The organism is Sphingomonas tagetis (genome assembly GCF_024211275.1).
In the GTDB taxonomy this organism is placed as follows: Bacteria; Pseudomonadota; Alphaproteobacteria; order Sphingomonadales; family Sphingomonadaceae; genus Sphingomonas; species Sphingomonas tagetis.
This window is the reverse complement of the sequence record NZ_JAMLDX010000018.1, coordinates 26,997-50,993: the sequence shown is the minus strand read 5'-3', so window position 1 is coordinate 50,993 and position 23,997 is coordinate 26,997. Positions and strand designations below refer to the sequence as shown.

Genomic DNA, 23,997 nt, shown 5'->3' with positions numbered 1-23,997 from the left:
GGCTCATTCGTCGAGCATCCGGATGATGCCCGAGAAATCGACCCCGGCATTCCCGGCATCGGCGAACTGCGTGTAGAGTTCCGCCGCGCGCGCACCCATCGGGGTGTTGGCGTCAGCGCTCGCGGCGGCTTCCATCGCGAGCTTGAGGTCCTTGAGCATCAGGCCCGCCGCGAAGCCGCCCTGATAGCCATTGTCGGCAGGCGTCTGCGGCCCGACGCCGGGGAGCGGGGCGTAGGTGTTGAGCGACCAGCACGAGCCGGATGACACCGAGGCGATGTCGTAGAAGGTCTGCGGATCGAGCCCCAGCTTCTTCGCCAGCAGCATCGCTTCGCAGGTGGCGACCATCGTCGCGCCGAGCAGCATGTTGTTGCAGATCTTCGCCGCCTGGCCCGCGCCATTGGCGCCGGCATGGATCACCGCCTTGCCCATCGCCGACAGGAAGGGTTCGGCGCGCGCGAACGCGGCATCGTCGCCGCCGACCATGAAGGTGAGCGTGCCGGCGCTTGCGGCCGCGATCCCGCCGGACACCGGCGCATCGACCGCCGCCAGCCCCTTGGCGATTGCCGCATCGGCGACACGGCGCGCGGTATCGACGTCGATCGTCGAGCAGTCGATCAGGATCGCGCCGGTATCCGCCGCGCCGAACACGCTGTCCTCATAGACCTGCGCGACATGCTTGCCGGCGGGCAGCATCGTGATCACCGCTTCGGCGCCCTCCGCAGCGGCGGCGGCGCTCTCGACGGGCAGGCAGCCCGCCGCCCTGGCGCGCTCCAGCGCCTCGGCGGAGAGGTCGAAGGCGCGGACGTCATGCCCCGCCTTGGCAAGGTTCGCGGCCATGCCGCCGCCCATATTGCCGAGCCCGATGAAACCAACGCGTGCCATGCCTTATTTCCCCGTCCAGTTGCCGGGCCGCTTCTCAACGAACGCGGCCATGCCTTCCTTCTGATCGGCGGTGCCGAACAGGCCGTGGAACAGCCGCCGCTCAAACTGCACGCCCTGCGCCAGCGTCGTCTCGAACGCGGCGTTGACCAGCTCCTTGTTCGCCAGCACCGACAGCGGCGCCATGCCCGCGATGGTCGCGGCGGTCTTGACCGCTTCCTCGACCAGATCGGCGGCGGGAACGATGCGGCTGACGAGGCCGGCACGTTCGGCCTCTTCCGCGCCCATCATGCGACCGGTGAGACACATGTCCATCGCCTTGGCCTTGCCGACCGCGCGCGCCAGCCGCTGCGAGCCGCCCATGCCCGGCGCGACCGCCAACTTGACCTCGGGCTGGCCGAACTTGGCGGTGTCGGCGGCGAGGATGAAGTCGCACATCATCGCCAGCTCGCACCCGCCGCCGAGCGCGAAGCCCGCGACCGCCGCGATCACCGGCTTGCGCGTGCGGGTGAAGCCTTCCCAGCCGGCGAAGAAATTGCTGCCGTACATGTCGGCAAAGCCCTGCGACGACATCTCCTTGATGTCCGCGCCCGCTGCGAACGCCTTTTCGCCGCCGGTCAGCACCGCGCAGCCCTGCGAGGCGTCGGCGTCGAATTTGGCGAAGGCGTCGAGCAGGTCGGCCAGCACCGCGCTGTTGAGCGCGTTAAGAGCCTGCGGGCGGTTGAGCGTCACCAGCGTCACGGCGCCGCGCTGTTCGACGAGGATGGTTTCGTAGCTCATGTCTTCTCCTATGCTGGCGACCACGCCTGATCGTCCGGCAATGGCGCGAAAATCTGGTCGATCAAGTGATCGCTGACATCCGCGGGCGTCGCCGGGTCCCAGCGCGGCGCATTGTCCTTGTCGACGATCAGCGCGCGCACGCCTTCGACGAAGTCGTGGCGCTGGACGACATGGGCGGCGACCGCGAACTCCTGCCGCATCTCGTCCTCGAAGGTCGGCATCGTCGCGCCGTCGAGGAGGAGTTTGAGGCTGACTTTCATCGCCTGCGGCGATTTGGTGCGGATCGTGGCGAGCTGCTGCGCCGCCCAGTCGCCGCCATCGGCCTCGAGCGCGACGATGATATCCTCGAGCCTGTCCGACGCGAACAGCCGGTCGATCGCACCGCGATGCGCGAGGATGCGGGCATCGGGGGCCGGGGCCGACAGTTCGTTCAGCACTGCCTCGATACCCTGCGGATCGGCGGTGATGCGCGCCTTGGCCTCGTCCAGCCTGTCGAACGGCAGGTAATGGCTCGCCAGCCCCAGCGCGACGCACTCGGCGCCGTCGATCCGGTGTCCGGTCACCGCGAGATACTGGCCGATCCGCCCCGGCAGCCGCGACAGATACCAGCCGCCGCCGACATCGGGGAACAGCCCGATCCCGGTCTCCGGCATGGCGAACTTCGTGTTCTCCGTCGCCACTCGATATTTCGCCGGCTGCGAAATCCCGACGCCACCGCCCATCGTGATGCCGTCCATGAACGCCACGATCGGCTTGGCATAGGTGAACAGCGCGTGGTTCATGCGGTATTCGACGCGGAAGAAGTCGCGCGCTGCGCTGCCATCGCCCGCCCCGCTTTCGGCGGCCATGCGGATGTCGCCACCGGCACAGAAGCCGCGTCCCTCAGCGTGGTCGATCATTACCACCTCGACCGCCGGGTCGCTGCGCCAGGCGTTCAGCGCATCGAGCGCGGCGGCGCACATGCCGGTGTTGAGCGCGTGGATTGCTTTCGGGCGGTTGAGCCGGATACGACCGACCCTACCCTCCACGGAGATCAGCACGTCATCGGTCATTGCCGCGTCAGTTCCCGCCCGACGATCATCCGCATCACCTGATTGGTCCCCTCCAGGATCGAATTGACGCGCAGGTCGCGCCAGAAACGCTCGATCGGATAGTCCTTGAGATAGCCATAGCCGCCGTGCAGCTGGAGCGCGCGATCGACCACCGACGAGCCGGTGTCGGTGGCGAAACGCTTGGCCATCGCGGCGAACTTGGTCTTGTCGGGCGCGTTGGCGCTGACCTTGGCGGCAGCGAGATAGAGCAGCGCGCGGGCGGCCTCCAGCTCGGTCGCCATGTCGGCGAGCGTGAACTGCGTGTTCTGGAAATCGGCGATCGCCTTGCCGAACTGCTGGCGCTCCTTGGTGTACTTCACCGCCTCGTCGAGGCAACGCTGCGCACCGCCGAGCGAGGTCGCACCGATGTTGAGCCGCCCGCCGTCCAGCCCCATCATCGCGATGCGGAAGCCCTCGCCCTCGCCGCCGACGATATTCTCGACCGGCACACGGACATTTTCGAACGTCACGCCCGCGGTCGGGCTGGCGTTCCAGCCGAGCTTGCGCTCCTTCGCGCCGAAGCTGACGCCGGGCATGTCCTTTTCGATCACCATGCAGGTGATCCCCTTCGGCCCGTTGCCCTCGGGGGTATTTGGGCCGGTGCGGACCATCGTCACATAGATGTCGTTGACGCCCGCGCCCGAGATGAACTGCTTCGAGCCGTTGACGACATAATGGTCGCCGTCCCGAACCGCGCGGGTCTTGAGCGCCGCCGCATCGGAGCCGGACGAGGGCTCGGTCAGGCAATAGCTGGCGATCAGGTCCATCGAGATCAGCGAGGGAAGGTATTTGTCCTTCACCGTCTGCCCGCCGAACCGGTCGATCATCCAGCTCGCCATGTTGTGGATCGAGATGAACGCGCTGGTCGGCACGCAGCCATAGGCCATGGCCTCCATGATCAGCGCGGATTCAAGGCGGCCAAGGCCGATCCCGCCCGATTCCCCGGAGACGTAGATCGCACCGAAGCCGAGCTCGGCGGCGGCCTTCACCGTGTCGCGCGGGAAGTGGTGCTGCTCGTCCCACTCGGCGGCGTGCGGCGTGATCGCGTCGGCGGTGAATTTGCGCGCCATGTCCTGAATGGCGCGCTGGTCCTCGGTCAGGTCGAACTGGTCGGTCATCGATTACCCCATCGTCGGAATGACGAACGCGTTGGCGGCGTCGCCTACGCCGCCATCGGGCCAGCGCTGGGTGATCGTCTTCACCTTGGTGAAGAACTTCACCCCCTCCATGCCGTGCTGGTTGGTGTCGCCGAAAGCGCTGCGCTTCCACCCGCCAAAGCTGTGATAGGCAACCGGCACCGGGATCGGCACGTTGATGCCGACCATGCCGACATTGACGCGCGCCGCGAACTCGCGCGCGGCGTGGCCGTTGCGGGTGAAGATCGCGACGCCGTTGCCGTACTGGTGGTCGCTGGCGAGCTTGAGCGCATCCTCGAAGCCGTCGGCGCGGACCATCTGGAGCACCGGGCCGAAGATTTCCTCCTGGTAGGAGCGCATCTGCGGCGTCACGCGGTCGAACAGCGTCGGGCCGACGAAGAAGCCGTCCTCATGCCCCTGCAAGCTGAAGCCGCGGCCGTCGACCACCAGCTCGGCGCCCTCGTCGACGCCCATCTGGATATAGCTTTCGATCTTGGCCTTGTGCGCGGCGGTGACGACCGGGCCGTAATGCGCGTCATTGTCGGTCGAGACGCCGACGCGCAGCGCATCGATCGCCGGGATCAGCTTTTCGCGCAGCGCAATCGCGGTCTTCTCGCCGACCGGCACGACCACCGGCAGCGCCATGCAGCGCTCGCCCGCCGAGCCGAACGCAGCGCCGGCGAGGTCGTTGACGACCTGATCGAGGTCGGCATCGGGCATGACGATGCCATGGTTCTTGGCCCCGCCCATCGCCTGCACGCGCTTGCCCGCCTCGACGCCGCGGCGATAGACATAATGCGCGATGTCGGACGAGCCGACGAAGCTCACCGCCTTGATCTCCGGATGGTCGAGGATCGCGTCGACCATCTCCTTGTCGCCCTGCACGACCTGCAGCACGCCTTCGGGCAGCCCGGCTTCGAGCATCAGTTCGGCGAGGCGGACGGGCACCGACGGATCGCGCTCGCTCGGCTTGAGGATGAAGGCGTTGCCGACCGCGATGGCGATGCCGAACATCCACATCGGGATCATCGCCGGGAAGTTGAACGGGGTGATCCCGGCGACCACGCCAAGCGGCTGACGCATCGAATAGACGTCGATCCCCGGCCCCGCGCCCTGGGTGTACTCGCCCTTGAGCACATGCGGGATGCCGCAGGCGAACTCGATTACTTCGAGCCCGCGCTGGATGTCGCCCTTCGAGTCCGCGATTACCTTGCCATGTTCGGAGCTGAGCAGATGCGCCAGCTCGTCCATGTGCTTCTCGATCAGCGCCTTGAAGTTGAACATGACGCGTGCGCGGCGCTGCGGGTTGGTCGCCGCCCAGCCGATCTGCGCCTTGACCGCGAGCGCCATCGCCGCGTCGAGATCGGCCTGCGCGCCGAGCGTCACCTGCGCCTGCACCTTGCCCGTGTTGGGATCGAACACGTCCGAGCGGCGCGTGCCGGTGCCGGCCGTCGCGGCATTGCCGATGAAGTGTGAAATCTCGCGAACCGCGGTCGCCATCATCTCTCTCCTGTGTTGCGGCGCTGTCTGCACCCCACCCTCCGGCGCGGCAACCCATCGACATGCAGCCACAACCTGCATATTTGCAGGCGATGGAGTGGAGCGACTTGCCCATCTTTCTCGCCATCGCGCGCACCGGACAGCTGGCGAAGGCCGCGGATATGCTTGCGATCGACGCGACCACCGCGGGGCGCCGCCTGCGCCGGCTGGAGAAATCGGTCGGCGAGCGATTGTTCGAGCAAGGTCCGGACGGCCAGTCGCTGACCCCCGCGGGCGAGCGGCTGCTGACCCATGCGCGCGAGATGGAGCGCGCCGCCGCTGCGATCGGGCGCCGCGACCCCGGCGGGCCGGTGCGCGGGACGATCCGGGTGAGCGTGTCGGAAGGCTTCGGCACCTGGTTCGTCAGCCGCCATCTCGGCACGCTGGCCGACGCGCATCCCGGCCTCGCCGTCGATCTGGTCGCGTCAAGCGGTTTCCTCAGCCCCTCGCGGCGCGAGACCGATGTCGCGGTGCTGCTCGCGCGGCCGCGGCGCGGGCCGCTGATCACGCGCAAGCTCGCGGACTATGGGCTGCGGCTCTACGCCTCGCGCGAGTATCTCAAGGCGGCCCCGCCGCTCGCCAGCGCCGCCGACCTCGGCCAGCACCGGCTGATCGGCTATGTCCCCGACATCCTCTACGCGCCCGAGCTGCGCTATCTCGACGAGATCCCCGGCGCGCCCGAGCCGCAGCTTCGATCGTCGAGCATCAACGCGCAGTTTCGCATGGCGACCTATGGCGCGGGCGTCGCGGTGCTGCCCTGCTTCATCGGCGATTCGAGCTCGCAGCTGATCCGGTTGCTGCCCGAGATCGTGCTGCGCCGCGCCTTCTGGCTGGTGACGCACGAGGAAACGCGCCACTTCGCGCAGGTCGCCGCGTTCGTCGATTGGCTCACCCGCCTCGCCTCACGCCACCGGGCCGAGCTGGAAGGCGCGTAACAGGCAAAAAACCGCGCTTTGTCATCAAAGCGTCACGCCCGGATAACGGCGCGTTTACCCTCATGGCCCTAGTCCCGGGCCATGTTGCGCGCATCCGAAGATCGAGCCGAACCCACCGCCACCGCGCGCCACTGGCTGTCGACGGGCGAGCGCAATCCGGCATTCCTGCGGCCCGGCGACACGCTGTTCACCGCGATCGAGATGTTCCAGACGAGCATGGACTTGCGGCTGCTGCCGGTGGTCGATGCCGCGCACCGCCCGGTCGGCGCGGTGTTCGAAAAGGATGTGCGGCGCCTGCTGCTCAATCCCTTCGGCCATGCGCTGATGCGCAACCCGGCCTATGGCAGCGGTCTTGCCGCGCATGTCCGCGCATGCCCGTCGGTCGAGGCGGACGAGCCGCTCGGGACGCTGATCGAGACCTATCGCGCGGCAAACGGCAATGAGGGCATGATGGTGACGCATCAGGGCCGGCTGTTCGCGGTCGTCGCCAACCGCCGCCTGATCCAGCTGGCGGCAGAGCAACGGTCAATTGCAGCGAGCCACCAACTCGCGCGGGCGGAGCGGATCGAGCTGGCCGCGCGCCAATTCGAGCATCGTGTCGCGGCGCTCGCCGGGACGCTCGCCCAGCTTTCCAGCCGCATCGGCGGCAATGCCCGTTCGACCGCGTCGCGCGCCGGCGACACCGGCGACCGCGCCGCTGCCGTAGCCGCTGCCGCCGCGCAGACCAGCGCGAGCATGAGCGGCATCGCCGATCGCGGCCGCCTGCTCGCCGACGCCTTTGCGGCGATCAACGGCGATACGCTCCGCGCGAAATCCGCCGCGGGCGATGCGGTGACGCTGGTCAATACCGGCGGCACGCGGCTGCGCGAACTCATGCACTCTGCGCAATCGATCGATACGGTGATCGCGCTGATCGGCGAGATCGCGGCGCAGGTGAACCTGCTCGCGCTTAACGCGACGATCGAGGCGGCGCGCGCGGGTGAAGCGGGCCGCGGCTTCACCGTCGTCGCCAATGAGGTGAAGACGCTGGCCAGCCAGGCGGGCGATGCGGCGCGGCGCATCACCGCGCATGTCGAGGAGCTTTGCGCCGGCATCGCGCACGTCGCCGACGGCCATGCGCATGTCGAACAGGCCATCGCCGCGATGGCGCGCCTTTCCGACACGGTCGAAGGCGCGGTCGCGACGCAGGAGGAAACCACCCGCCTGATCGCGCTGACCGTCGAGGAAACCGTCGCGGCGGGCACCGTGATCAGCAGCGACGTCGCGGCGATCAGCGGTACCGCACGCGCGACCTGCGACGGGGCGCAGGAGATGGGGGAACTGGCGGGGCGGATTCAGGCCGAGGCCGACGCGCTGGGCGGCGCGGTCAGCGCCTTCCTTACCGATCTGCGGGCGGCCTAGAGGTCGAGTGCCTCGCCGATCACCGCATAGATGCCGGCGAGGTCGTCGTCCGAAATGCAATAGGGCGGCATGACATAGACGGTGTTGCCGAGCGGGCGCAGCAGCACGTCGCGCTCGCGGAAAAACGTCATCAGCTTCGGACCGAGACTGGACAGATAGGCGCCCGCGCGATCTTCCAACTCCATCGCCACGATCGTTCCCAACTGACGTAGATTGTTGACCTTTCCTTCCAACGCGCGGGCATGTGCGGCCTGCCGCCGACCGAGATCGGCAACGCGCTCCAGCACCGGCTCGTCACGCCAGATGGCGAGGTTCGCCGCCGCCGCCGCGCAGGCGATCGGGTTGGCGGTGTAGCTCGACGAGTGGAAGAACATCTTCGCGCGGTCGGTCGAGCGGTGGCTCTCGAAAATCGCCGGCGTCGCCATCGTCACCGCCAGCGGCAGCGACCCGCCGGTCAGCCCTTTGGACAGGCACAGCAGGTCCGGCACCACGCCGGCTTGCTCGCATGCCAGCAGCGTGCCGGTCCGGCCCCAGCCCGTCATCACCTCGTCGGCGATGAACAGTACGCCGTGCGCCGCGCACAGCTCGCGCAACGCCTTGAGCACGTGCGCCGGGTACATCCGCATGCCGCCCGCGCCGAGCAGCAGCGGCTCGACGATCAGCGCGGCGGGGCGATCCGCGCACAGCCGCTCGAACGCGTCGATGCTCGCCTGCTCGGCCCCGGCTTGCGGGAACGGGATGACGTCGACGTCGAACAGCAGCGGCGCATAGCTCTTGTTGAACACGCCGCGCGCGCCGACCGACATGCCGCCGACCGTGTCGCCATGATAGCTGTCCGCCATCACCACGATGCGGTGGCGCCAACCGTTTTTGGCCTCCCCGCGATTGGCGAAATGACCGAGCGCCATCTTGAGCGCCACCTCGACGCTGGTCGATCCGCTGTCGGAGAAGAAGACATGGTCGAGCGGGCGGGGCATCAGCGCGACCAGCTCGCGCGCGACCGTCTCGGCGGGTTCGTGCGTCCAGCCGGCGAAGATCAGCTGGTCGAGCTTTTCCGCCTGCTCACGGATCGCCGCCATGATCTTGGGATGGCAATGGCCATGCGTCGTCACCCACCAGGACGAGATCGCGTCGATCACCCGCCGCCCGTCCGCTGTGTAGAGCGCGGCACCCTCGGCATGCGTCACCAGCGGCACCGGCTCGTTCAGCCCATGCTGCGTGAAGGGATGCCAGACCGGCGAGGTCACAGCCCGTCCAGATCGAGCGTTGCCGCGGCCTCGCGCAGCGTTTCCGGCGTCAGCGGATCGAGATGCGGCAGCCGGCCGAGCGAGCGCAGCTTGCCGATCGCGCAGATCGTCGCCTGGCTGTCCGCCACCTCATCGCCGACGAACAACATGCCGGCAATCGGGACGCCGCGCGTGCGCAGCGCTTCGATCGTCAGCAGGCTGTGGCTGATGGTGCCGAGCGCGGTCCGCGCGACGATCGCCACCGGCAGCCGCCAGCGCGCGAACAGATCGGCGAACAGCAGCTCGCGCGTCACCGGTACCAGCGCGCCCCCTGCCCCTTCGATCACGACACGGCCCGGCGGCAGCGCCAGCCGCGCCGGATCGATCGTCACCCCGTCAATCTCCGCCGCGCGATGCGGCGAGCAGGGCGTGGTCAGCCGATAGGCTTCGGGCAGCACGTCGACGCCGGCCAGCCGCGCGACGGTCTCGCTGTCGGTCTCGTCTTCAATGCCGGCCTGAACCGGCTTCCAGTAAGCCGCGCCCAACCGCCACGCCAACGCCGCCGCCGCCACCGTCTTGCCGATGCCGGTGTCGGTGCCGGTGACGACGATCATCGCCCCGACACCGCAAGCGCCTCCGCCAGCGCATCGACATCCGCCTCGCTCGCATTGAGCGTCAGCGAGATGCGCAGCCGCGCGGTGCCGGGCGGCACGGTCGGCGGGCGGATGCCGCGCACGTCGAACCCCCTGGCCTGAACCGCGGCGGCACGCGCCATCGTCGCGGCGTCCTCGCCAACGATCAGCGGCAGGATCTGCGACCCGGTCGGTTCGACACCCAGCGGCGCCAGCACGCGCTCGGCATGCGCGATCAGCGCCGCCAGCCGCGCGCGCCGCTCGGGCTCGTCCACGACGATGCGAAGCGCGGCGCGCACCGCCGCCGCCATCAGCGGTGACGGCGCGGTCGAGAAGATGAAAGGCCGCGCGCGATTGACCAGGAAATCGATGAAGACGCGCGGCGCGGTCACCAATGCGCCCTCGCAGCCCAGCGCCTTGCCGCACGTATGCAGCGTGATGACGTTGGGCCGCCCCTCCAGTTCCGCGGCGATGCCGCGCCCGCCCGTGCCCCACACACCGGTCGAATGCGCCTCGTCGACCAGCAGCATCGCGTCATGGCGGTCGGCCACCTGCGCCAGATCGGCCACCGGCGCGAAATCGCCGTCCATCGAATAGAGGCTCTCGACCGCGATCCACGGCGTGCCCGTCCCGCCCTCACGCCGCCAGCGCGTAATGGCGTCGTCCACCGCCTGCGCGTCATTATGTCCCGCCGGGACCGCCGGCGCGCGCGCCAGCTTGAAGCCGTCATGCATGCTGGCATGGACCAGCGCGTCATGCACGATCACATCGCCCGGCTGCGGCAGCGTCGCCAGCAAGGCGACATTGGCGGCGAAGCCAGTCGAGAAATACAGCGCCGCTTCGCTGCCGAACATCGCCGCGGCGTCGGCCTCGAGCGCCTCGATCTCGGGATCGTTGCCGCGCAGCAGCCGCGACCCGCCCGATCCCACAGCAACGCCGCGCTCCAGCGCTTCGGCGACCGCCGCGCGCAGCCGCGGATCGCCGGCAAGGCCGAGATAGTCGTTCGAAGCGAAGTCCACGCCTGCGCGCGGCGTAAGGCTGCGGTAACGCCCCGCCTCGCGCAGCCGCTGCAGATCGGCGCGGTGGAAACCGCCGGTCACGCCGCGCCGGCTCGCCGGAGTAACGCCTCCGCCTGCTTGAGATGCGGGGCATCGATCATCTTGCCGTCGAGCTGAAGCGCACCGGCACCGGGGTTCGCCGCAAAGGCCGCCACCACCTGACGCGCATGCTCGATCGCCGCGTCGGACGGCGAAAAGGCGCGGTTGATCACCTCGACCTGGGTCGGATGGATCGCCATCATGCCGGTGAAGCCGTCGCGCATCGCGCGCGCGCAATAGCGCTCCAGCCCTTCGAGATTGCGGAAATCGGGATAGACCGTCTCGATCGGCGCCACACCCGCGGCATGCGCGCCGAACAGGACGAGCGCGCGCACCATCTCGTAAGGCGCGGTGTAGCTGCCGTCTTCTTCGCGCGACGAGACCGCCCCGATCGCGGCCGGCAAATCCTCGGCCCCCCAGGTGACCCCAGCGAGGCGCGGTGAGCAGCCGGCATAGCTGCCGAGGCCGAACACCGCGGACGGCGTCTCGCTGGCGATCGGCAGGATCCGCGCACTGACCCCGGCGAGCATCGCATCGAGCCGCGCGACATCCTCGCCCGATTGCGATTTGGGCAGCAAAATCCCGTCCGCGCCGTGCGCCGCCGCCAGATCGTCGACGGTCATGCCGGAATCGAGCGGATTGATCCGCACCCAGCGCGCGACGCCGGGATGCGGGCGGGCGAGGAACGCCGCGACATCGTCGCGCGCCTGCGCCTTTTTCGTGGGCGAAACCGAGTCCTCGAGGTCGAGGATCAGCGCATCGGCGCCGGTGGCCAGCGCTTTCTCCATCCGCTCCGGCCGGTCACCTGGCACGAACAGCATCGATCTCAGGCGCATTTTACCTCCCGCGGCGTCTCGTGGCCGAATTCAGGGCCAAAACCGGCCGATCGAGAATTGGCTGGGGCGGCAGGATTCGAACCTGCGAATGGCGGCACCAAAAGCCGCTGCCTTACCACTTGGCGACGCCCCAGCACGGACGGTCCGACGCCCTTAGAGCGCCAGAACCGCCAAGGAAAGGGGTCAGCCGAAGCGATGCACCCAGCCGTGCGGGTCGGGCGTCTGGGCGCGCTGGATCGCGGTCAGCCGCGCCTTGAGCGCCTGCGTCACCTGTCCCGGCCCGCCGCTGCCGATGGTGAACTCGCCGTCGCGGCTCTTCACCCTGCCGACCGGCGTGACCACCGCGGCGGTGCCGCAGGCGAAGGTCTCGACCAGCTTGCCGCTCTTCGCGTCCGCTTCCCACTGGTCGATCGCATAAGGCGCCTCGCGCACGGCGATGCCCTGGTCGCGCGCCAGCGTCAGCACCGAATCGCGCGTGATGCCGGGCAGGATCGTGCCGAGCGGCGGAGTGAGCATGCTGCCGTCGTCGAACACGAAGAACAGGTTCATGCCACCCAGCTCGTCGATCCAGCGGCGCTCGGCGGTGTCGAGGAACACCACCTGGTCGCAGCCCTGCGCGATCGCCTCGCGCTGCGCCACAAGGCTAGCGGCGTAGTTGCCGCCGCACTTGGCCGCACCGGTGCCGCCGGGCGCGGCGCGGGTATAGTGATCGGACACCCAGATCGTCACCGCAGGCGCGCCGCCCTTGAAGTAATTGCCCGCGGGCGAGGCAATGACGAGGTAGAGATATTCCGAGGCCGGCTTGACGCCGAGGAACACCTCGCTCGCGAACATGAAGGGGCGCAGATAGAGCGAGCTGCCGTCGATCGAGGGAATCCAGTCGCGGTCGGCCTTCACCAGCGCCTCGATCGAGCCGAGGAACAGGTCGTCGGGCAGCAGCGGCATCGCCATGCGCTCGGCGGATTCGCGGAAACGGCGGGCATTTTCGAGCGGCCGGAACAGCGCGGTGCCGCCGTCGTCGAGGCGATAGGCCTTGAGCCCCTCGAAAATCTCCTGTGCGTAATGCAGCACGGCGGTCGCCGGATCGAGCGTCAGCGGGCCGCGCGGCATGACTTTGGCATCGTGCCAGCCCTTGTCGTCCGACCAGCGCACCATCGCCATATGATCGGTGAACAGCTTGCCGAAACCGGGATTTTCGAGGAGACGGCTGCGCTCGTTGGCCTCGACCGGTGCGGGGTTGGCTTCGAACTGAAACAACGGGCTGCTCACTTCCGACTCCTCATTCGCAGGTTGCGCACGCCTAAGCCCGATGGCAAAACAGGTCAACATGGCTGTCCCAACTGCATCCCCATTGTTCCTGCGCGAGGCCGAGATCCGGCGCGGCGTGGAGCTGCTCTATTTCGGCTACAGCCATCTGACGCGCTCGATCGACGACAATCTCGCCGCGCAGGGCCTCGGCCGCGCGCATCACCGCGCGCTCTATTTCGTCGCGCGTCAGCCGGGCATTTCGGTGGGCGAGCTGATCGCGCTGCTGGCGATCACCAAACAGTCGCTCGGCCGCGTGCTGACCGACCTTGCCGAACGCGGGCTGATGGAGACACGGCCCGGGCAGGAAGACCGCCGGCAGAGGCTGCTGCGCCTGACCGAAGCGGGCGCGGCTCTGGAAGCGGAGTTGTTCGAAGCGCTGCGCGACAAGCTCGCTGCGGCCTATTCGAGCGCGGGCCAGGGCGCTGTCGGCGGGTTCTGGGCGGTGCTGGAAGGGTTGATCCCCGAGGCCGAGCGCCAGCGCGTCTCGGCACTGGGGAAATAGCGTTGTCTGCGGCTCGGCGATGCCGAGCCGGTCTCCGCACCGGCCCGCTCCCCCACCCGGCCACCCAGCGGCAGTATCATATGGGTGGCCGGGTGGGGGAGCGGGCCGGTGCGGCCAACAATTACGCGAGCTTGAAGCCCTCCTTGTTCATCGCCACCGTCACCGTCTTGATCTTTTCCTCCGGCAACTGCGCGCGCAGCGCCGGGAACAGCTCGGTCTCCTCCTCGCGGATGTGATCCTCGAGGTCGGCGCGGAACTTGCGCACCTTCTCGAGGAACGCCGGGCTGGTGTTGGTCATGTTCTCCAGCTCGTAGAGATATTGCTTCACATAGCCGTGCTCGCGCGTCAGTTCGTCGGCCTCCTCGATCTTCCCAGCCTCACGCAGCGCGGGGTAGATCACATTCTCTTCCTCCAGCGCGTGCTTCGCCAGCGCATGCTTGATCTGGGTCAGCAACATCGTGCGCCGCCCGGCGGCATTGTCGTCGGTCGCCTCGATCGCGTCGAACAGCTTGAGCACCGCCTGATGCTCGGCGATCAGCCCGTCCATCCAGTCGCCCGCCAGCACGGTCGGCGACTGCACCGCCGCCTTGCGCCCGAGCATCGCCAGCACGCCAAGCGCCGCGCCGGCCGCGGTCGCGCCGGCGAGCTTGCCGAGATTGCCGAGGTCGAAGCTGCTTTCGTGCTTGAAACGACCCTTGTTGTCGCGAGCCTGCGTCGTCGTCGCCATCCTTGCCTCCATCGAAAGGGGTGTGGCGCTTCAACCCCTTAGCGACAGCGGCGTTCCCGCAATTCAGCGCTGTCAGGCTTCGCCCTGCGTCTCGATCAACGCCGCGGCCAGCGCTTCCTTCGGCGTCTTGCCGCCCCACAGCACGAACTGGAACACGGGATAGAAGCGCTCGCACTCGTCGATCGCGCTCTCGACCAGCAATTCGGTCTGGGCGAGCGTCAGCGACCCGCCCTCCTCGCCGCCGATCATCGCGGCGTGACGGAACAACAGGATGCCGCTCGTCGACCAGAGTTCGAAATGGCCGACCCACAGCTGTTCGTTGACCAGTCCGATCGTCTCATAGATGTCGCTGCGCCGCTCGTCGGGGACGCGCACGTCGGGAAATCCGAGGAACTGCAGCACGCCGTCGTCCTCGCGCCAGATCGCGCGCAGCTCATATTCGGTCCAGCTGCCCTTTACGCGGGCGACGATCTCGTCGTCCTCGCGCTCATGGCTCCAGCCATGCGCCGCGTAATAGCTTTCCAGCATGTCGATCGGCGCGGCATCATCGCGCTCATATTCGCTCTCATCGAGCATCCGGTCGTCCCTCCGCCCGGCCCTTGCCGGGTTTCGAAGTGCCACGACCGCGCTGCGCCGCACAAGCGGTCATGGTGAACAAAGCGGAAATAGATGTGGAAAAGCGCGGGGTATCAGAGCGCCGGGTCGGCGTCGCCCTTCTTTGCCTTCACCTTCTTTGCCGCCGGCGCCGCAGTCGCGCCCAACCGCGCTTCCAGCGCCTCGATCCGGGCGCGCAGCGCGTCATTCTCGTCACGCGCCGCGGCCGCCATCGCCTTTACCGCATCGAACTCGTCGCGGGCGACGAAGTCCATCCCGCCGACAAAGCCCTTGAACCGCTCGCGCGCGGCGGCCTCGCCCTCGCGCGCCATGCCAGCGAAGGTGCCGGCCGCGCCGTTCACGAACTTCACGAAATCGTCGAAAACCCGGTTGTCGCTCTGCATGTCAGCCTCGAAAAATTCAGATCTTCATCTGGGGTGCGGATTGCCCCTCGACAAGGGTTTCGGCGTTGGGGTTCATCCGGTCGATCTGGTAATTGAGGATGCCGGCAAAGCAGAGCCACGCCAGATACGGCACCATCAGCCACGCCGCGCCCTTGCGGATGCGCCCGAACACTAACGTCGTGGCGAGCGCCAGCACGAAGATCACGACGATCAGCACGAGCGCCCAGAACACCTGATGCGCGCCGAAGAACAGCGGAGACCAGACGAGGTTCGCCGCCAGCTGCACCGCGAACAGCGTCAGCGCCAGCCCCCGCAGCCGCGATCCGCGCGCGTTGATGATCATCGCCAGCGCCAGTCCCATCATCGCGTAGAGCGCGGTCCAGGCGACCGGGAACACCCAGCCGGGCGGCGTCTCCGCCGGCTTTTGCAGCATCTGGTACCACAGATTCTCGTCGCCGCTCGGCACCAGCCGGCCCGAGGCGAAGCCCAGCAGCAGGACGAAGGGCACAGTCACGATCGCCCAGCGCAGGAATGCGAGCCGCAACTGAGCCTTGGATGCGATCTCCATGCACGTCCCTTTGTACGCGGTTTCACTCCGCGGCTCATTCGGCCGGTTGGGGCGCTCCCATGGCGGCGTCGAGCTCGCGGCTTACTGCTTGGGGCGAACCGGTCCACTTCGCAAGCCTGCTGTAGAGGATCGGGATCAGGAACAGCGTGATCAGCGTCGCCAGGATCACGCCGAACACGATCACCACGCCGATCGCCTGCCGCGCGCCCGCGCCCGCGCCGCTCGCGATCATCAGCGGCACCGCGCCTGCCGCGGTCGCGATCGACGTCATCAGGATCGCGCGCAGGCGGCGGGCAGAGGCCATGCGGATCGCCTCGGCGATCGACTTGCCCGCGTCGCGCAACTGGTTGGCGAACTCGACGATCAGGATGCCGTTCTTCGCCGCGAGGCCCACCAGCATGACGATACCGACCTGACTATAGAGGTTGAGCGTCTTGCCGAACAGGAACAACCCCAGCACGCCGCCGGCAACGGCGAGCGGCACGGTCATGATGATCACGCCGGGATGGACGAAGCTCTCGAACTGCGCCGCCAGCACCAGATAGACGATCAGGATGGTCAGGCCGAACACCAGCATGATCGAGCCGCCGGTCTCGACGAACGACTGGCTTTCACCGCGATAGCCGACCGCGACCACCTCGGGCGACTGCGCCGCCTGTTCCTGCAGGAAGGCCAGCGCCTCGCCCAGCGAATAGCCGGGAGCAAGACCGCCCGACAGCGTGATCGCGCGCAGCTTGTTGTAGCGCCCAAGGTCGCGCGGCCCCGACACTTCGCGCGTCTTCACCAGATTGGACAGCGGCACGAGGCTGCCGTCACGCGCACGGACATGGATTTGCGCGAGATTGGCCAATGTCGAACGCCCGGCCGCGTCGGCCTGCACGATCACGCGATACTCCTCGCCGCGATCGACATAGGTCGAAACGCGCCGCGAGCCGAGCAGCGTCTGTAATGCCTGGCTGACGTCGTTGACCGACACGCCGAGATCGCCCGCCCGCGTCGTATCGACATCGATGCGCAGCTGCGGCTTGGTTTCCTTGTAGTCCGAATCGAGGTTGACGATGCCCGGATTCTGCGCGGCGGCGGCGAGGATGCGGTCGCGCGCCGCGGCCAGCCCCTCATAGGTCGTTCCCGCCAGCACGAAGCCGATCGGCTGCCCGCGCCCGCGCCCGAGCGACGAGCGGACCTGCGCGTTCCCGCGCAACGCTGGCAGCTCGGCGACGATACGGTTGACCCGCTGCACGACGTCCTGCGTGCTCAGCTCGCGGTCCTCCCACGGCTTCAGGAAGATGGTGAACTGGCCGCTGTTGAAATCGTCGCTGGTGCCGAAGCCTGCCGGCACGCGCGAGATGAGCCCGCGAACAGCCTCTTTGTCGACCATCGGCAGCAATTTGCCCTGCGCGTCGAGCTGGTAACGGTCCATCTGCTCGAAGCCGGTGCCTTCGGGCGCGCTCAATTGCACCTGCAGGATGCCCGAATCCTCGGGCGGCACGAGTTCGGATTGCAGCGAAAGGAAGCCCATCGTCGCAACCGCCATGAACCCGATCACGCCCGCCAGCGGCAGCAACGGACGGCGGATCGCGCGATCGAGCCACTTGCCGTAGCGCGCTTCGAGCCGCTGGAACTTGTCGTCGACCCAGCCGGTGAAGCGCCCGCGCTTCTCTTTCCGCAGCATCTTCGAGCACAGCATCGGCGTCAGGCTGAGCGCGAGGAAGCCGGAAAAGGCGACCGCGCCGATCATCGCAACCGCCAGCTCGCGGAACAGCAGGCCGGTCTGCCCGGCGAGGAAACAGATCGGCACGAACACCGCGCAGACGACCAGCGTGGTCGAGATCACGGCGAACCCGACCTGCCGCGTGCCCTGGAAAGCGGCGACGAGCGGCGTCTCGCCCTCTTCGATCCGGTGATAGACATTTTCGAGCACGACGATCGCGTCGTCCACGACCAGCCCGATCGCCAGCACCAGGGCGAGCAGCGTCAGCAAGTTGATCGAGTAACCGAATGCCCACAGCACCGCAAAGGCGCCCAGCAGGCAGATCGGCACCGTGATCGCCGGGATCAATGTGGCGCGCCATGATCCCAGGAACAGGAAGATCACCAGCACCACCAGCACCGCGGCCTCGGCCAGCGTATGCCACACGCCCTCGATCGCGCGGCCGATAAACAGCGATTCGTCGCCGCCGACGGTCAGCGTCATACCTTCGGGAAGATCGCCTTCGATCTCGGCCATGCGGGCCTTCGCGGCATCGGCGACGGCCAGCGTATTGGCGCCGGATTGGCGCACGATGCCGACGCCGACCGCGGTCGCCCCGTTGAGCCGGAAGGTCGTGTAGGGATTTTCGGCATCCTCCTCGACCCGCGCGACATCGCCCAGCTTGACCTGATACCCATCCGCACCGCGGCCCACCACGAGCGTCCTGAAGCTGTCGGCCGAAGCATAGCGCCGGCTGACGCGGAGCGTCACATTCTGCTGCTGCGATTCGATGCGGCCGGCCGGCAGCTCGACATTCTGCGTGCGCAGCGCGGTCTCGACATCCGCGGGGGTGAGCTGGAACGCGGCGAGCCGGGCCGCATCGAGCCAGACGCGCATCGACGGCCGCGCCTCGCCGCCGACAAATGCCCGGGCGACGCCGTCGATCGTGCTGAACCGGTCGACGAGGTTGCGGTCGACATAGTCGGAGAGCTGGAGCCGGCTCCAGCCTGGCCGCGAGACGACGACGAACATGATCGGCTGCGAGTCGGCGTCCACCTTGCGCACTTCCGGCGCCAACGCCTCTTCAGGCAGGTCCTCCGTGACGCTGCCCACCCGGTCGCGCACATCGTTCGCCGCCGAATCGATATCGCGGCCCGGACGGAACTCGATCGAGATTTCCGAAGATCCATCGCGCGAGCGCGAAGTGATCGTCTCGATGCCCTCGATCCCGGCCAGCGCCTCTTCGATCGGCTGGGTGATGCGCGCCTCGACCACGGTTGCCGCGGCGCCGGTATAGGCCGTCTGCACCGACACCACCGGCGGATCGGTGTCAGGATATTCGCGGACCGACAGGCTCAGAAAGGCGACGATGCCGATGATGGTCAGCAGGATCGCCATCACCGCGGCAAACACCGGCCGCCGGACCGAAATATCGGAAAGCTGCATCAGTTGCCGCTCTTGCTGCGAGCGCCCGCCTTGGCATTGCCGGGGCCGCCGGTACGCACCTGCTGGCCGTCCGCGATCTTGACCACGCCCTCGGTCACCACCCGCTGTCCGGGGCGCAGGCCCTCACGAATCTCGACCAGCCCGTTCTGGCGCAGTCCGGTGACGACCTTGACGCGCTTCGCCTTGCCGTTCTCGACGATGAAGACATAGCTCTGGTCGCCCTCGCCCACCACCGACAGCTCGGGCACCGACGGCACCGTTCGCGCCGCCGCCTCGATCGCGACCGTTAGCAGCATGCCGGGCTTGAGCTTGCGGTCGCCATTGGCGAGCACTGCCCGCACCGTCGCCGCGCGCGTCTGCGGGTTGAGCACCGGATCGACCGTCGCGACCGTGCCGCGGAACGGCTGGTCGGGATAGGCGGCCGCAATCGCGACGATCGGCTGCCCCGGCTGGACCCGCGCCAGCAGCGTCTCGGGCACCGCGAAATCGAGCTTGATGCGGCTGACGTCGCTGACCGTCGCGATCTCGGTGCCAGCGCTCACCACCGCGCCGGCCGAAATGTTGCGCAGCGACACCCAGCCGCCGAACGGCGCGCGCACCACGCGGTCGGCGATCGTCGCGCGCGCCTCGGCCGCCTGCGCCCGCGCCTGCCCTTCGAGCGCCACTTGCGCATCGACCGCGCTGCGCGTCGCAAAGCCGCGCGCCTTCAACGCCTCGAGCCGGTTGAGCTGCTGCCGCGCCTCGCGCTGCACCACCGCCGCCTGCGCCAGTTGCGCCTGCTGCTGGCCCTGCGCCAGCACCGCGATCACCTGGCCGCGGCCGACATAGGCGCCGTCGTCGAAATTGAGCCGCTCGATCCGTTGCGTCACCGGCGCGGTCAGCGTCACCTGCTCGTTGGCGCGCGCGGTCCCGACCGCGTCGATGCGGTCGACGAACCGCGCCGGCTGGACCGCCGCCAGCGTGACGAGCGGCGCCTCGCGTCCCTTTTTCTGCGCCGCGTCACCGCCGCCGCACGCTGTCAGGACAAGGGCCGAGGCCGACAGAATAAGGATTAATCGCATCAAACCACGCGCTAAGGTCAGTCCGGAGGGGAGGCAAGCTTGTCCTACGAGTTTGTCGCAAAACTATGTCAAATAGCTGTCGTGGCGAGAAGAACCGGCGCATTTGCGCCGATCAGTCCGAGCAGCGGCCAGCACCGCGTCAGGCGGCGCGCGCTTCCTCGTCGATCGGCGCCAGCGCGGCGAGGAACTGGCGCGCGCTCGCCTCCCAGGTGAAGCCCCGCCCATAATCGGCGCAGGCAGCGGAATCGCAGGTCAGCGCAGCGGCGATAGCGGCGTCGAGATCGTCGTCCATCGCGCCAGTCTGCGGCGTCAGGATGTCGACCGGCCCGGTCACGGGATAGGCGGCGACCGGGGTGCCGCATGCCAGCGCCTCGATCATCACCAGCCCGAACGTGTCGGTCTTGCTCGGAAAGACGAACACGTCCGCCGCGGCATAGGCGCTGGCCAGCTCGGCGCCGAACATCGAGCCGAGAAAACGCACATCGGGATATTTGGCTTCGAGCGTGGCGCGCGCCGGACCGTCGCCAACGACGACTTTCGTCCCCGCATGACCCGACGCCAGGAACGCCTCCAGATTCTTCTCGACCGCGACGCGCCCGACATAGAGCTGCACCGGCCCGGGCAGCCCGGCGATCGCCGGATGCGGGGTGGCATCCGGCCGGAAATTGGCGAGATCGACGCCCCGCCCCCAGTGCCGCACCCGGCTCAGGCCATGCGCGCGCAGCGACGTGCGGATCGACTCGGTCGAGGCGAGGATCGCCTGCGCAGGCTCGTGGAACCAGCGGATATAGCGCCACACCCATTCCGCCGGCACGCCCGAGCGCGCCTCGACATAATCGGGGAATTGCGTGTGATAGGCGGTGGTGAAGGGGAAATCATGTTTGAGGCACCAGCGCCGCGCCGCGACGCACACCGGCCCTTCGGTCGCCAGATGCACGGCGTGCGGCGAAAACTCGTCGAGCAGGTCGCCGATCGTCTTGCTGCGAACCATCGCCAGCCGGATCTCGGGATAGGTCGGGCACGGCACCGAGTAGAACCGGTCGGGCGAGATCACCAGCACCTGATGGCCCTGCTTCTCCAGCACCTGACGCACCGACTGCAGCGTCCGGACGACCCCGTTCACCTGGGGCTCCCAGGCGTCGGTCACGATCGCGATCCGCATCTGCTCTTCGCTCAAGCTGCCGCCAGCGCCTCGACCCGTTCGGGGCCGAGGGGCTCGCGTGCTGCGATCTCGTCGGCCCAATGGAGAATTTCCATCCGGCCATCGTAATGCTCGACCAGAGCGGTGCAACCCTCCACCCAGTCGCCGTCATTATAATATTCGATCCCGTCGATCGTGCGCATCTCGGCGGTGTGGATGTGCCCGGCGATCACGCCGTCGACGCCGCGCGCGCCGGCTTCCTTCGCCACGATCTCCTCGAAGCCGCAGATGAACTCGACCGCGTTCTTGACCTTCTGCTTGGCGTGCTTGCTCAGCGACCAATAGGGCAGCCCGCGCCAGCGCCGGTATTTGTTGCACCAGCGGTTGAGCGTCATCACCGCGGTATAGGCGGCGTCGCCGACATGCGCGAGCCAGCGATGCGACAGCGTGATCGCGTCGAACTCGTCGCCGTGCAGCACCAGCAGGCGGCGGCCATCGGCGGTCTGGTGGATCGCCTGACGCTTGATCTCGACCCCGCCGAAATTGAGCCCGCTGAACTGGCGGAAGATCTCGTCATGGTTGCCCGGGATGTAGATCACCCGCGCGCCGCGCTTGGCGCGCTTGAGAATGCGCCACACGATGTCGTTGTGCGCGGCGGGCCAGTAGAATTTCCGCTTGAGCTGCCACCCGTCGATGATGTCGCCGACGAGGTAGATCATCTCGCTGTCGACATGGTCGAGAAAATCGATCAGCATTTCCGTGTTGCAGCCGCGCGTGCCGAGATGGATGTCGCTGATCCAGATCGTGCGGAACTGCTTGCGCCCGCCGATCACCCGCTCCGGAATGGCCGGATTGGCGGCGGTGAAATCGGAAAGGTCGGCAAATTTTCCGTCGAACGGAAGTCGAGTGATCGTGGCCATGCGAGCCCCGCAAATGTCCTTGCCCGGGGCGGCTAATGGCCGTGAAATGTTACAGCTCGGCGCGTGCAGCCGTCACCGCATTGTCACGCGGTGATGGGAATATAGCCCTTCAACGCCTCGACCCGCGCGATCCAGCCCCGCACCGCCGGCCAGGGCGCGAGCGCGAACCCGCCCTCCTCGGCGACATGGGTATAGGCATAGAGGCAGATGTCGGCGAGCGTCGGCCCGTCCCCGACGAACCACTCGCGCCCTGCCAGATGCTCGTCCATCAGCCGGAGCGCCGCCGTGCCGGCCTCGCACTTACCCGGCAGCAGCGCGCGCTGGAGATCGTTGAGGTTCGCTTCGCCGATCCAGCCCATCCAGAAGCGCACCGTCGCGATATTGGGCTCGTGGTTATATTGTTCCCAGAACATCCAGCGCAGCATGTCGGCGCGGTCGAACGGATCGGCCGGGATCAGCGCCGTGCCGTCGGCGACATAGACGCACGCCGCGTTGCTCTCGGGCATGAAGCGCTCGCCGACCTGAAGCACCGGGATGCGGCCATTGGCGTTGACCTTCGCCAGAAAGTCCGCCGTCCGCGTTTCCCCCTGCATGATGTCATATTCGCGCCGGACCAGCGCCTTGCCCGCCAGCGCCGCCGTCAGCCGGATCTTGTAGCAATTCCCCGACGCGGCGTATTCATGGAGGACCAGTTCGCTCACAGCACCTCCAGCACGATCTTGCCCATATGCGCGCCCGCCTCCATCCGCCGGTGCGCTTCGGCGGCTTCCGCGAGCGGAAAAATTTTATCGATCACCGGTTTGAGCTTGCCCGCCTCGACATGCGGCCACACCGCGCGCGCCAGCTCGTCGGCGACCAGCGTCTTGAACGCCACGTCGCGCGCGCGCAGCGTTGATCCGGTCAGGGTCAGGCGGCGGCGCATGATCTCGAACACCGGCACGGTCGCCTGCATCCCGCCCTGCGCTGCGATCGAGACGTGGCGGCCGTCATCGGCCATGCACTTGATGTTGCGCGCGACATAGTCGCCGCCGACCATGTCGAGCACGACATTGACGCCGCGCCCGCCGGTCAATTCCTTGACCCGCACGACGAAATCCTCGGTCTTGTAATTGATCGCATGATCCGCGCCGTGGGCGAGGCAGGCGGCGACCTTGTCGTCGCTCCCGGCGGTGACGATCACCTTGACGCCGAACAGCTTGCACAGCGAGACCGCCATCGTGCCGATCCCGCTCGTCCCGCCATGCACCAGCACGGTGTCGCCCTCGCTCGCATAACCGCGCTCGAACAAATTGGTCCACACGGTGAACAGCGTCTCGGGCATCGCCGCGGCTTCGGCCATGCTCAGCGCTTGCGGCACGGGCAGGCACTGGCCGAGCGGCGCCACGGCATATTCGGCATAGCCGCCGCCGGCGACCAGCGCGCACATCGGCTGGCCGATCACCTCCCGGGGCACGTCCTCGCCGACGGCCACGACCTCACCAGCGACTTCCAGCCCCAGGATGCTCGTCGTGCCCGGCGGTGGCGGATAGGCGCCGATCCGCTGCACGATATCGGGCCGGTTCACGCCCGCCGCGGCGACGCGGATCAGCACCTCGCCCGCGCCCGGCTGCGGCACCGGGCGCTGGACCTCGACCAGCATCTCCGGCCCGCCCGGCGCTTCGGGATCGATCGCTCGCATCATGTCAGGCAGCGTCACTCGTATCCCCCGGTTTTGCGCCGGGGCGTTATTGACATCGCCCGTCCCCCGGTCAACGCTGCACTGCAATGGAAATGGACGATCTTCCCCGCCGGAAAGATGATCCCGCCGCGCAGCTCGGCAAACAGGACCTCGATCCGTTCTCGGTCGAGGAACTGGACGAGCGGATCGCGCTGCTGGAGGCCGAGATCGCGCGCTGCCGGCAAAAGAAAGAACGCGCCGTTAACCATCGCGCAAGCGCCGACTCGCTATTCAAGCGATGAGCGTCGCACCGGAGCAGGGGCGAAACGCCATGCTACTCCGGTGCGAAGCCGCTGCGCTTGCAGCAGAGGGCCGCACTTCCAACATTGGAAAAGACGGGCCGGATAGTCTGACGGTCCGACGGGAG

The 23,997-nt window shown here is 67.8% G+C and carries 24 protein-coding genes and 1 tRNA gene; 4 read left to right on the top strand and 21 right to left on the bottom strand.

Going from position 1 to position 23,997, the window contains the following annotated elements; genetic code table 11:
* Nucleotides 1-3: 3 nt before the first annotated feature.
* Genes mmsB through M9978_RS18570 form a run of 5 tightly spaced genes read right to left on the bottom strand, consistent with a single transcriptional unit; the run spans nt 4 to nt 5,386 of the window.
* Nucleotides 4-882, bottom strand: a complete 879-nt coding sequence (mmsB, locus tag M9978_RS18590) for a 3-hydroxyisobutyrate dehydrogenase (RefSeq protein WP_254295866.1) — start codon at nt 880-882, stop codon at nt 4-6.
* Between the two features lie 3 nt (nt 883-885).
* Nucleotides 886-1,659, bottom strand: a complete 774-nt coding sequence (locus M9978_RS18585; RefSeq protein ID WP_254295864.1) for an enoyl-CoA hydratase — start codon at nt 1,657-1,659, stop codon at nt 886-888.
* An 8-nt stretch (nt 1,660-1,667) separates the two neighbouring features.
* On the bottom strand, nt 1,668-2,711 hold the full coding sequence (locus M9978_RS18580; RefSeq protein ID WP_254295862.1) for an enoyl-CoA hydratase/isomerase family protein: 1,044 nt from the start codon (nt 2,709-2,711) through the stop codon (nt 1,668-1,670).
* Entirely contained in the window at nt 2,708-3,868 is a 1,161-nt protein-coding gene (locus tag M9978_RS18575; RefSeq protein WP_254295861.1) for an acyl-CoA dehydrogenase family protein, read from the bottom strand. Before M9978_RS18575 ends, M9978_RS18580 begins: the two co-directional genes overlap by 4 nt.
* 3 nt (nt 3,869-3,871) lie before the next feature.
* On the bottom strand, nt 3,872-5,386 hold the full coding sequence (locus M9978_RS18570) for a CoA-acylating methylmalonate-semialdehyde dehydrogenase (RefSeq protein WP_254295859.1): 1,515 nt from the start codon (nt 5,384-5,386) through the stop codon (nt 3,872-3,874).
* Nucleotides 5,387-5,478: 92 nt separating this feature from the next.
* Here M9978_RS18570 and M9978_RS18565 point away from each other — a divergent pair, with 92 nt between their 5' ends.
* Together M9978_RS18565 and M9978_RS18560 are read left to right on the top strand one after the other, a co-directional pair.
* Entirely contained in the window at nt 5,479-6,360 is an 882-nt protein-coding gene (locus M9978_RS18565) for a LysR family transcriptional regulator (RefSeq protein ID WP_254295857.1), read from the top strand.
* Between the two features lie 81 nt (nt 6,361-6,441).
* Complete coding sequence (locus M9978_RS18560; protein WP_254295855.1) at nt 6,442-7,761, top strand: methyl-accepting chemotaxis protein; 1,320 nt, start codon at nt 6,442-6,444, stop codon at nt 7,759-7,761.
* Here M9978_RS18560 and M9978_RS18555 read toward each other — a convergent pair.
* The 6 genes from M9978_RS18555 to M9978_RS18530 form a co-directional block, all read right to left on the bottom strand.
* Nucleotides 7,758-9,008, bottom strand: a complete 1,251-nt coding sequence (locus M9978_RS18555) for an adenosylmethionine--8-amino-7-oxononanoate transaminase (RefSeq protein ID WP_254295853.1) — start codon at nt 9,006-9,008, stop codon at nt 7,758-7,760. The genes M9978_RS18560 and M9978_RS18555 overlap by 4 nt on opposite strands.
* On the bottom strand, nt 9,005-9,601 hold the full coding sequence (bioD, locus tag M9978_RS18550) for a dethiobiotin synthase (protein WP_254295851.1): 597 nt from the start codon (nt 9,599-9,601) through the stop codon (nt 9,005-9,007). Before bioD ends, M9978_RS18555 begins: the two co-directional genes overlap by 4 nt.
* Nucleotides 9,598-10,719, bottom strand: a complete 1,122-nt coding sequence (locus M9978_RS18545) for an 8-amino-7-oxononanoate synthase (RefSeq protein WP_254295848.1) — start codon at nt 10,717-10,719, stop codon at nt 9,598-9,600. Before M9978_RS18545 ends, bioD begins: the two co-directional genes overlap by 4 nt.
* Complete coding sequence (locus tag M9978_RS18540) at nt 10,716-11,552, bottom strand: HpcH/HpaI aldolase/citrate lyase family protein (protein ID WP_254295846.1); 837 nt, start codon at nt 11,550-11,552, stop codon at nt 10,716-10,718. The genes M9978_RS18545 and M9978_RS18540 overlap by 4 nt, the downstream gene beginning before the upstream one ends.
* Nucleotides 11,553-11,610: 58 nt before the next feature.
* Nucleotides 11,611-11,685: transfer RNA gene (locus M9978_RS18535), tRNA-Gln, on the bottom strand.
* Nucleotides 11,686-11,735: 50 nt separating this feature from the next.
* Nucleotides 11,736-12,821 carry a branched-chain amino acid aminotransferase gene (locus tag M9978_RS18530; protein WP_254295844.1) on the bottom strand — a complete coding sequence of 362 codons (1,086 nt, stop codon included), beginning with the start codon at nt 12,819-12,821 and terminating at the stop codon, nt 11,736-11,738.
* A 58-nt stretch (nt 12,822-12,879) separates the two neighbouring features.
* On the opposite strand from M9978_RS18530, the gene M9978_RS18525 reads away from it, so the two are divergent.
* Entirely contained in the window at nt 12,880-13,362 is a 483-nt protein-coding gene (locus M9978_RS18525) for a MarR family winged helix-turn-helix transcriptional regulator (protein WP_254295842.1), read from the top strand.
* A 121-nt stretch (nt 13,363-13,483) separates the two neighbouring features.
* On the opposite strand, the gene M9978_RS18520 is transcribed toward M9978_RS18525, so the two are convergent.
* From M9978_RS18520 to M9978_RS18475, 10 genes are all read right to left on the bottom strand, one after another.
* Nucleotides 13,484-14,089 carry a hemerythrin domain-containing protein gene (locus tag M9978_RS18520; protein ID WP_254295841.1) on the bottom strand — a complete coding sequence of 202 codons (606 nt, stop codon included), beginning with the start codon at nt 14,087-14,089 and terminating at the stop codon, nt 13,484-13,486.
* Between the two features lie 72 nt (nt 14,090-14,161).
* A complete protein-coding gene (locus M9978_RS18515; RefSeq protein ID WP_254295840.1) occupies nt 14,162-14,665 on the bottom strand; it encodes a type III secretion system chaperone family protein in 504 nt (167 codons plus the stop codon).
* 113 nt (nt 14,666-14,778) lie between these two features.
* Entirely contained in the window at nt 14,779-15,087 is a 309-nt protein-coding gene (locus M9978_RS18510) for an accessory factor UbiK family protein (RefSeq protein WP_254295839.1), read from the bottom strand.
* 16 nt (nt 15,088-15,103) lie between these two features.
* Nucleotides 15,104-15,655 carry a TspO/MBR family protein gene (locus tag M9978_RS18505; RefSeq protein WP_254295838.1) on the bottom strand — a complete coding sequence of 184 codons (552 nt, stop codon included), beginning with the start codon at nt 15,653-15,655 and terminating at the stop codon, nt 15,104-15,106.
* A 34-nt stretch (nt 15,656-15,689) separates the two neighbouring features.
* Complete coding sequence (locus M9978_RS18500) at nt 15,690-18,791, bottom strand: efflux RND transporter permease subunit (protein ID WP_254295837.1); 3,102 nt, start codon at nt 18,789-18,791, stop codon at nt 15,690-15,692.
* Complete coding sequence (locus tag M9978_RS18495; protein ID WP_254295836.1) at nt 18,791-19,852, bottom strand: efflux RND transporter periplasmic adaptor subunit; 1,062 nt, start codon at nt 19,850-19,852, stop codon at nt 18,791-18,793. The genes M9978_RS18500 and M9978_RS18495 overlap by 1 nt, the downstream gene beginning before the upstream one ends.
* 139 nt (nt 19,853-19,991) lie before the next feature.
* A complete protein-coding gene (locus M9978_RS18490) occupies nt 19,992-21,014 on the bottom strand; it encodes a glycosyltransferase family 4 protein (protein ID WP_254295942.1) in 1,023 nt (340 codons plus the stop codon).
* A gap of 11 nt (nt 21,015-21,025) precedes the next feature.
* Nucleotides 21,026-21,913 carry a UDP-2,3-diacylglucosamine diphosphatase gene (locus M9978_RS18485; protein WP_254295834.1) on the bottom strand — a complete coding sequence of 296 codons (888 nt, stop codon included), beginning with the start codon at nt 21,911-21,913 and terminating at the stop codon, nt 21,026-21,028.
* An 83-nt stretch (nt 21,914-21,996) separates the two neighbouring features.
* Nucleotides 21,997-22,614 carry a glutathione S-transferase family protein gene (locus tag M9978_RS18480; protein ID WP_254295832.1) on the bottom strand — a complete coding sequence of 206 codons (618 nt, stop codon included), beginning with the start codon at nt 22,612-22,614 and terminating at the stop codon, nt 21,997-21,999.
* The gene (locus M9978_RS18475) at nt 22,611-23,591 is read right to left on the bottom strand and encodes an NAD(P)H-quinone oxidoreductase (protein ID WP_254295940.1); all 981 of its coding nucleotides are present in this window, start codon (nt 23,589-23,591) and stop codon (nt 22,611-22,613) included. The genes M9978_RS18480 and M9978_RS18475 overlap by 4 nt, the downstream gene beginning before the upstream one ends.
* An 86-nt stretch (nt 23,592-23,677) precedes the next feature.
* Between M9978_RS18475 and M9978_RS18470 the strand changes: the two genes are divergently transcribed.
* On the top strand, nt 23,678-23,872 hold the full coding sequence (locus M9978_RS18470; RefSeq protein WP_254295830.1) for a DUF1192 domain-containing protein: 195 nt from the start codon (nt 23,678-23,680) through the stop codon (nt 23,870-23,872).
* The last annotated feature ends 125 nt before the right edge of the window (nt 23,873-23,997 follow it).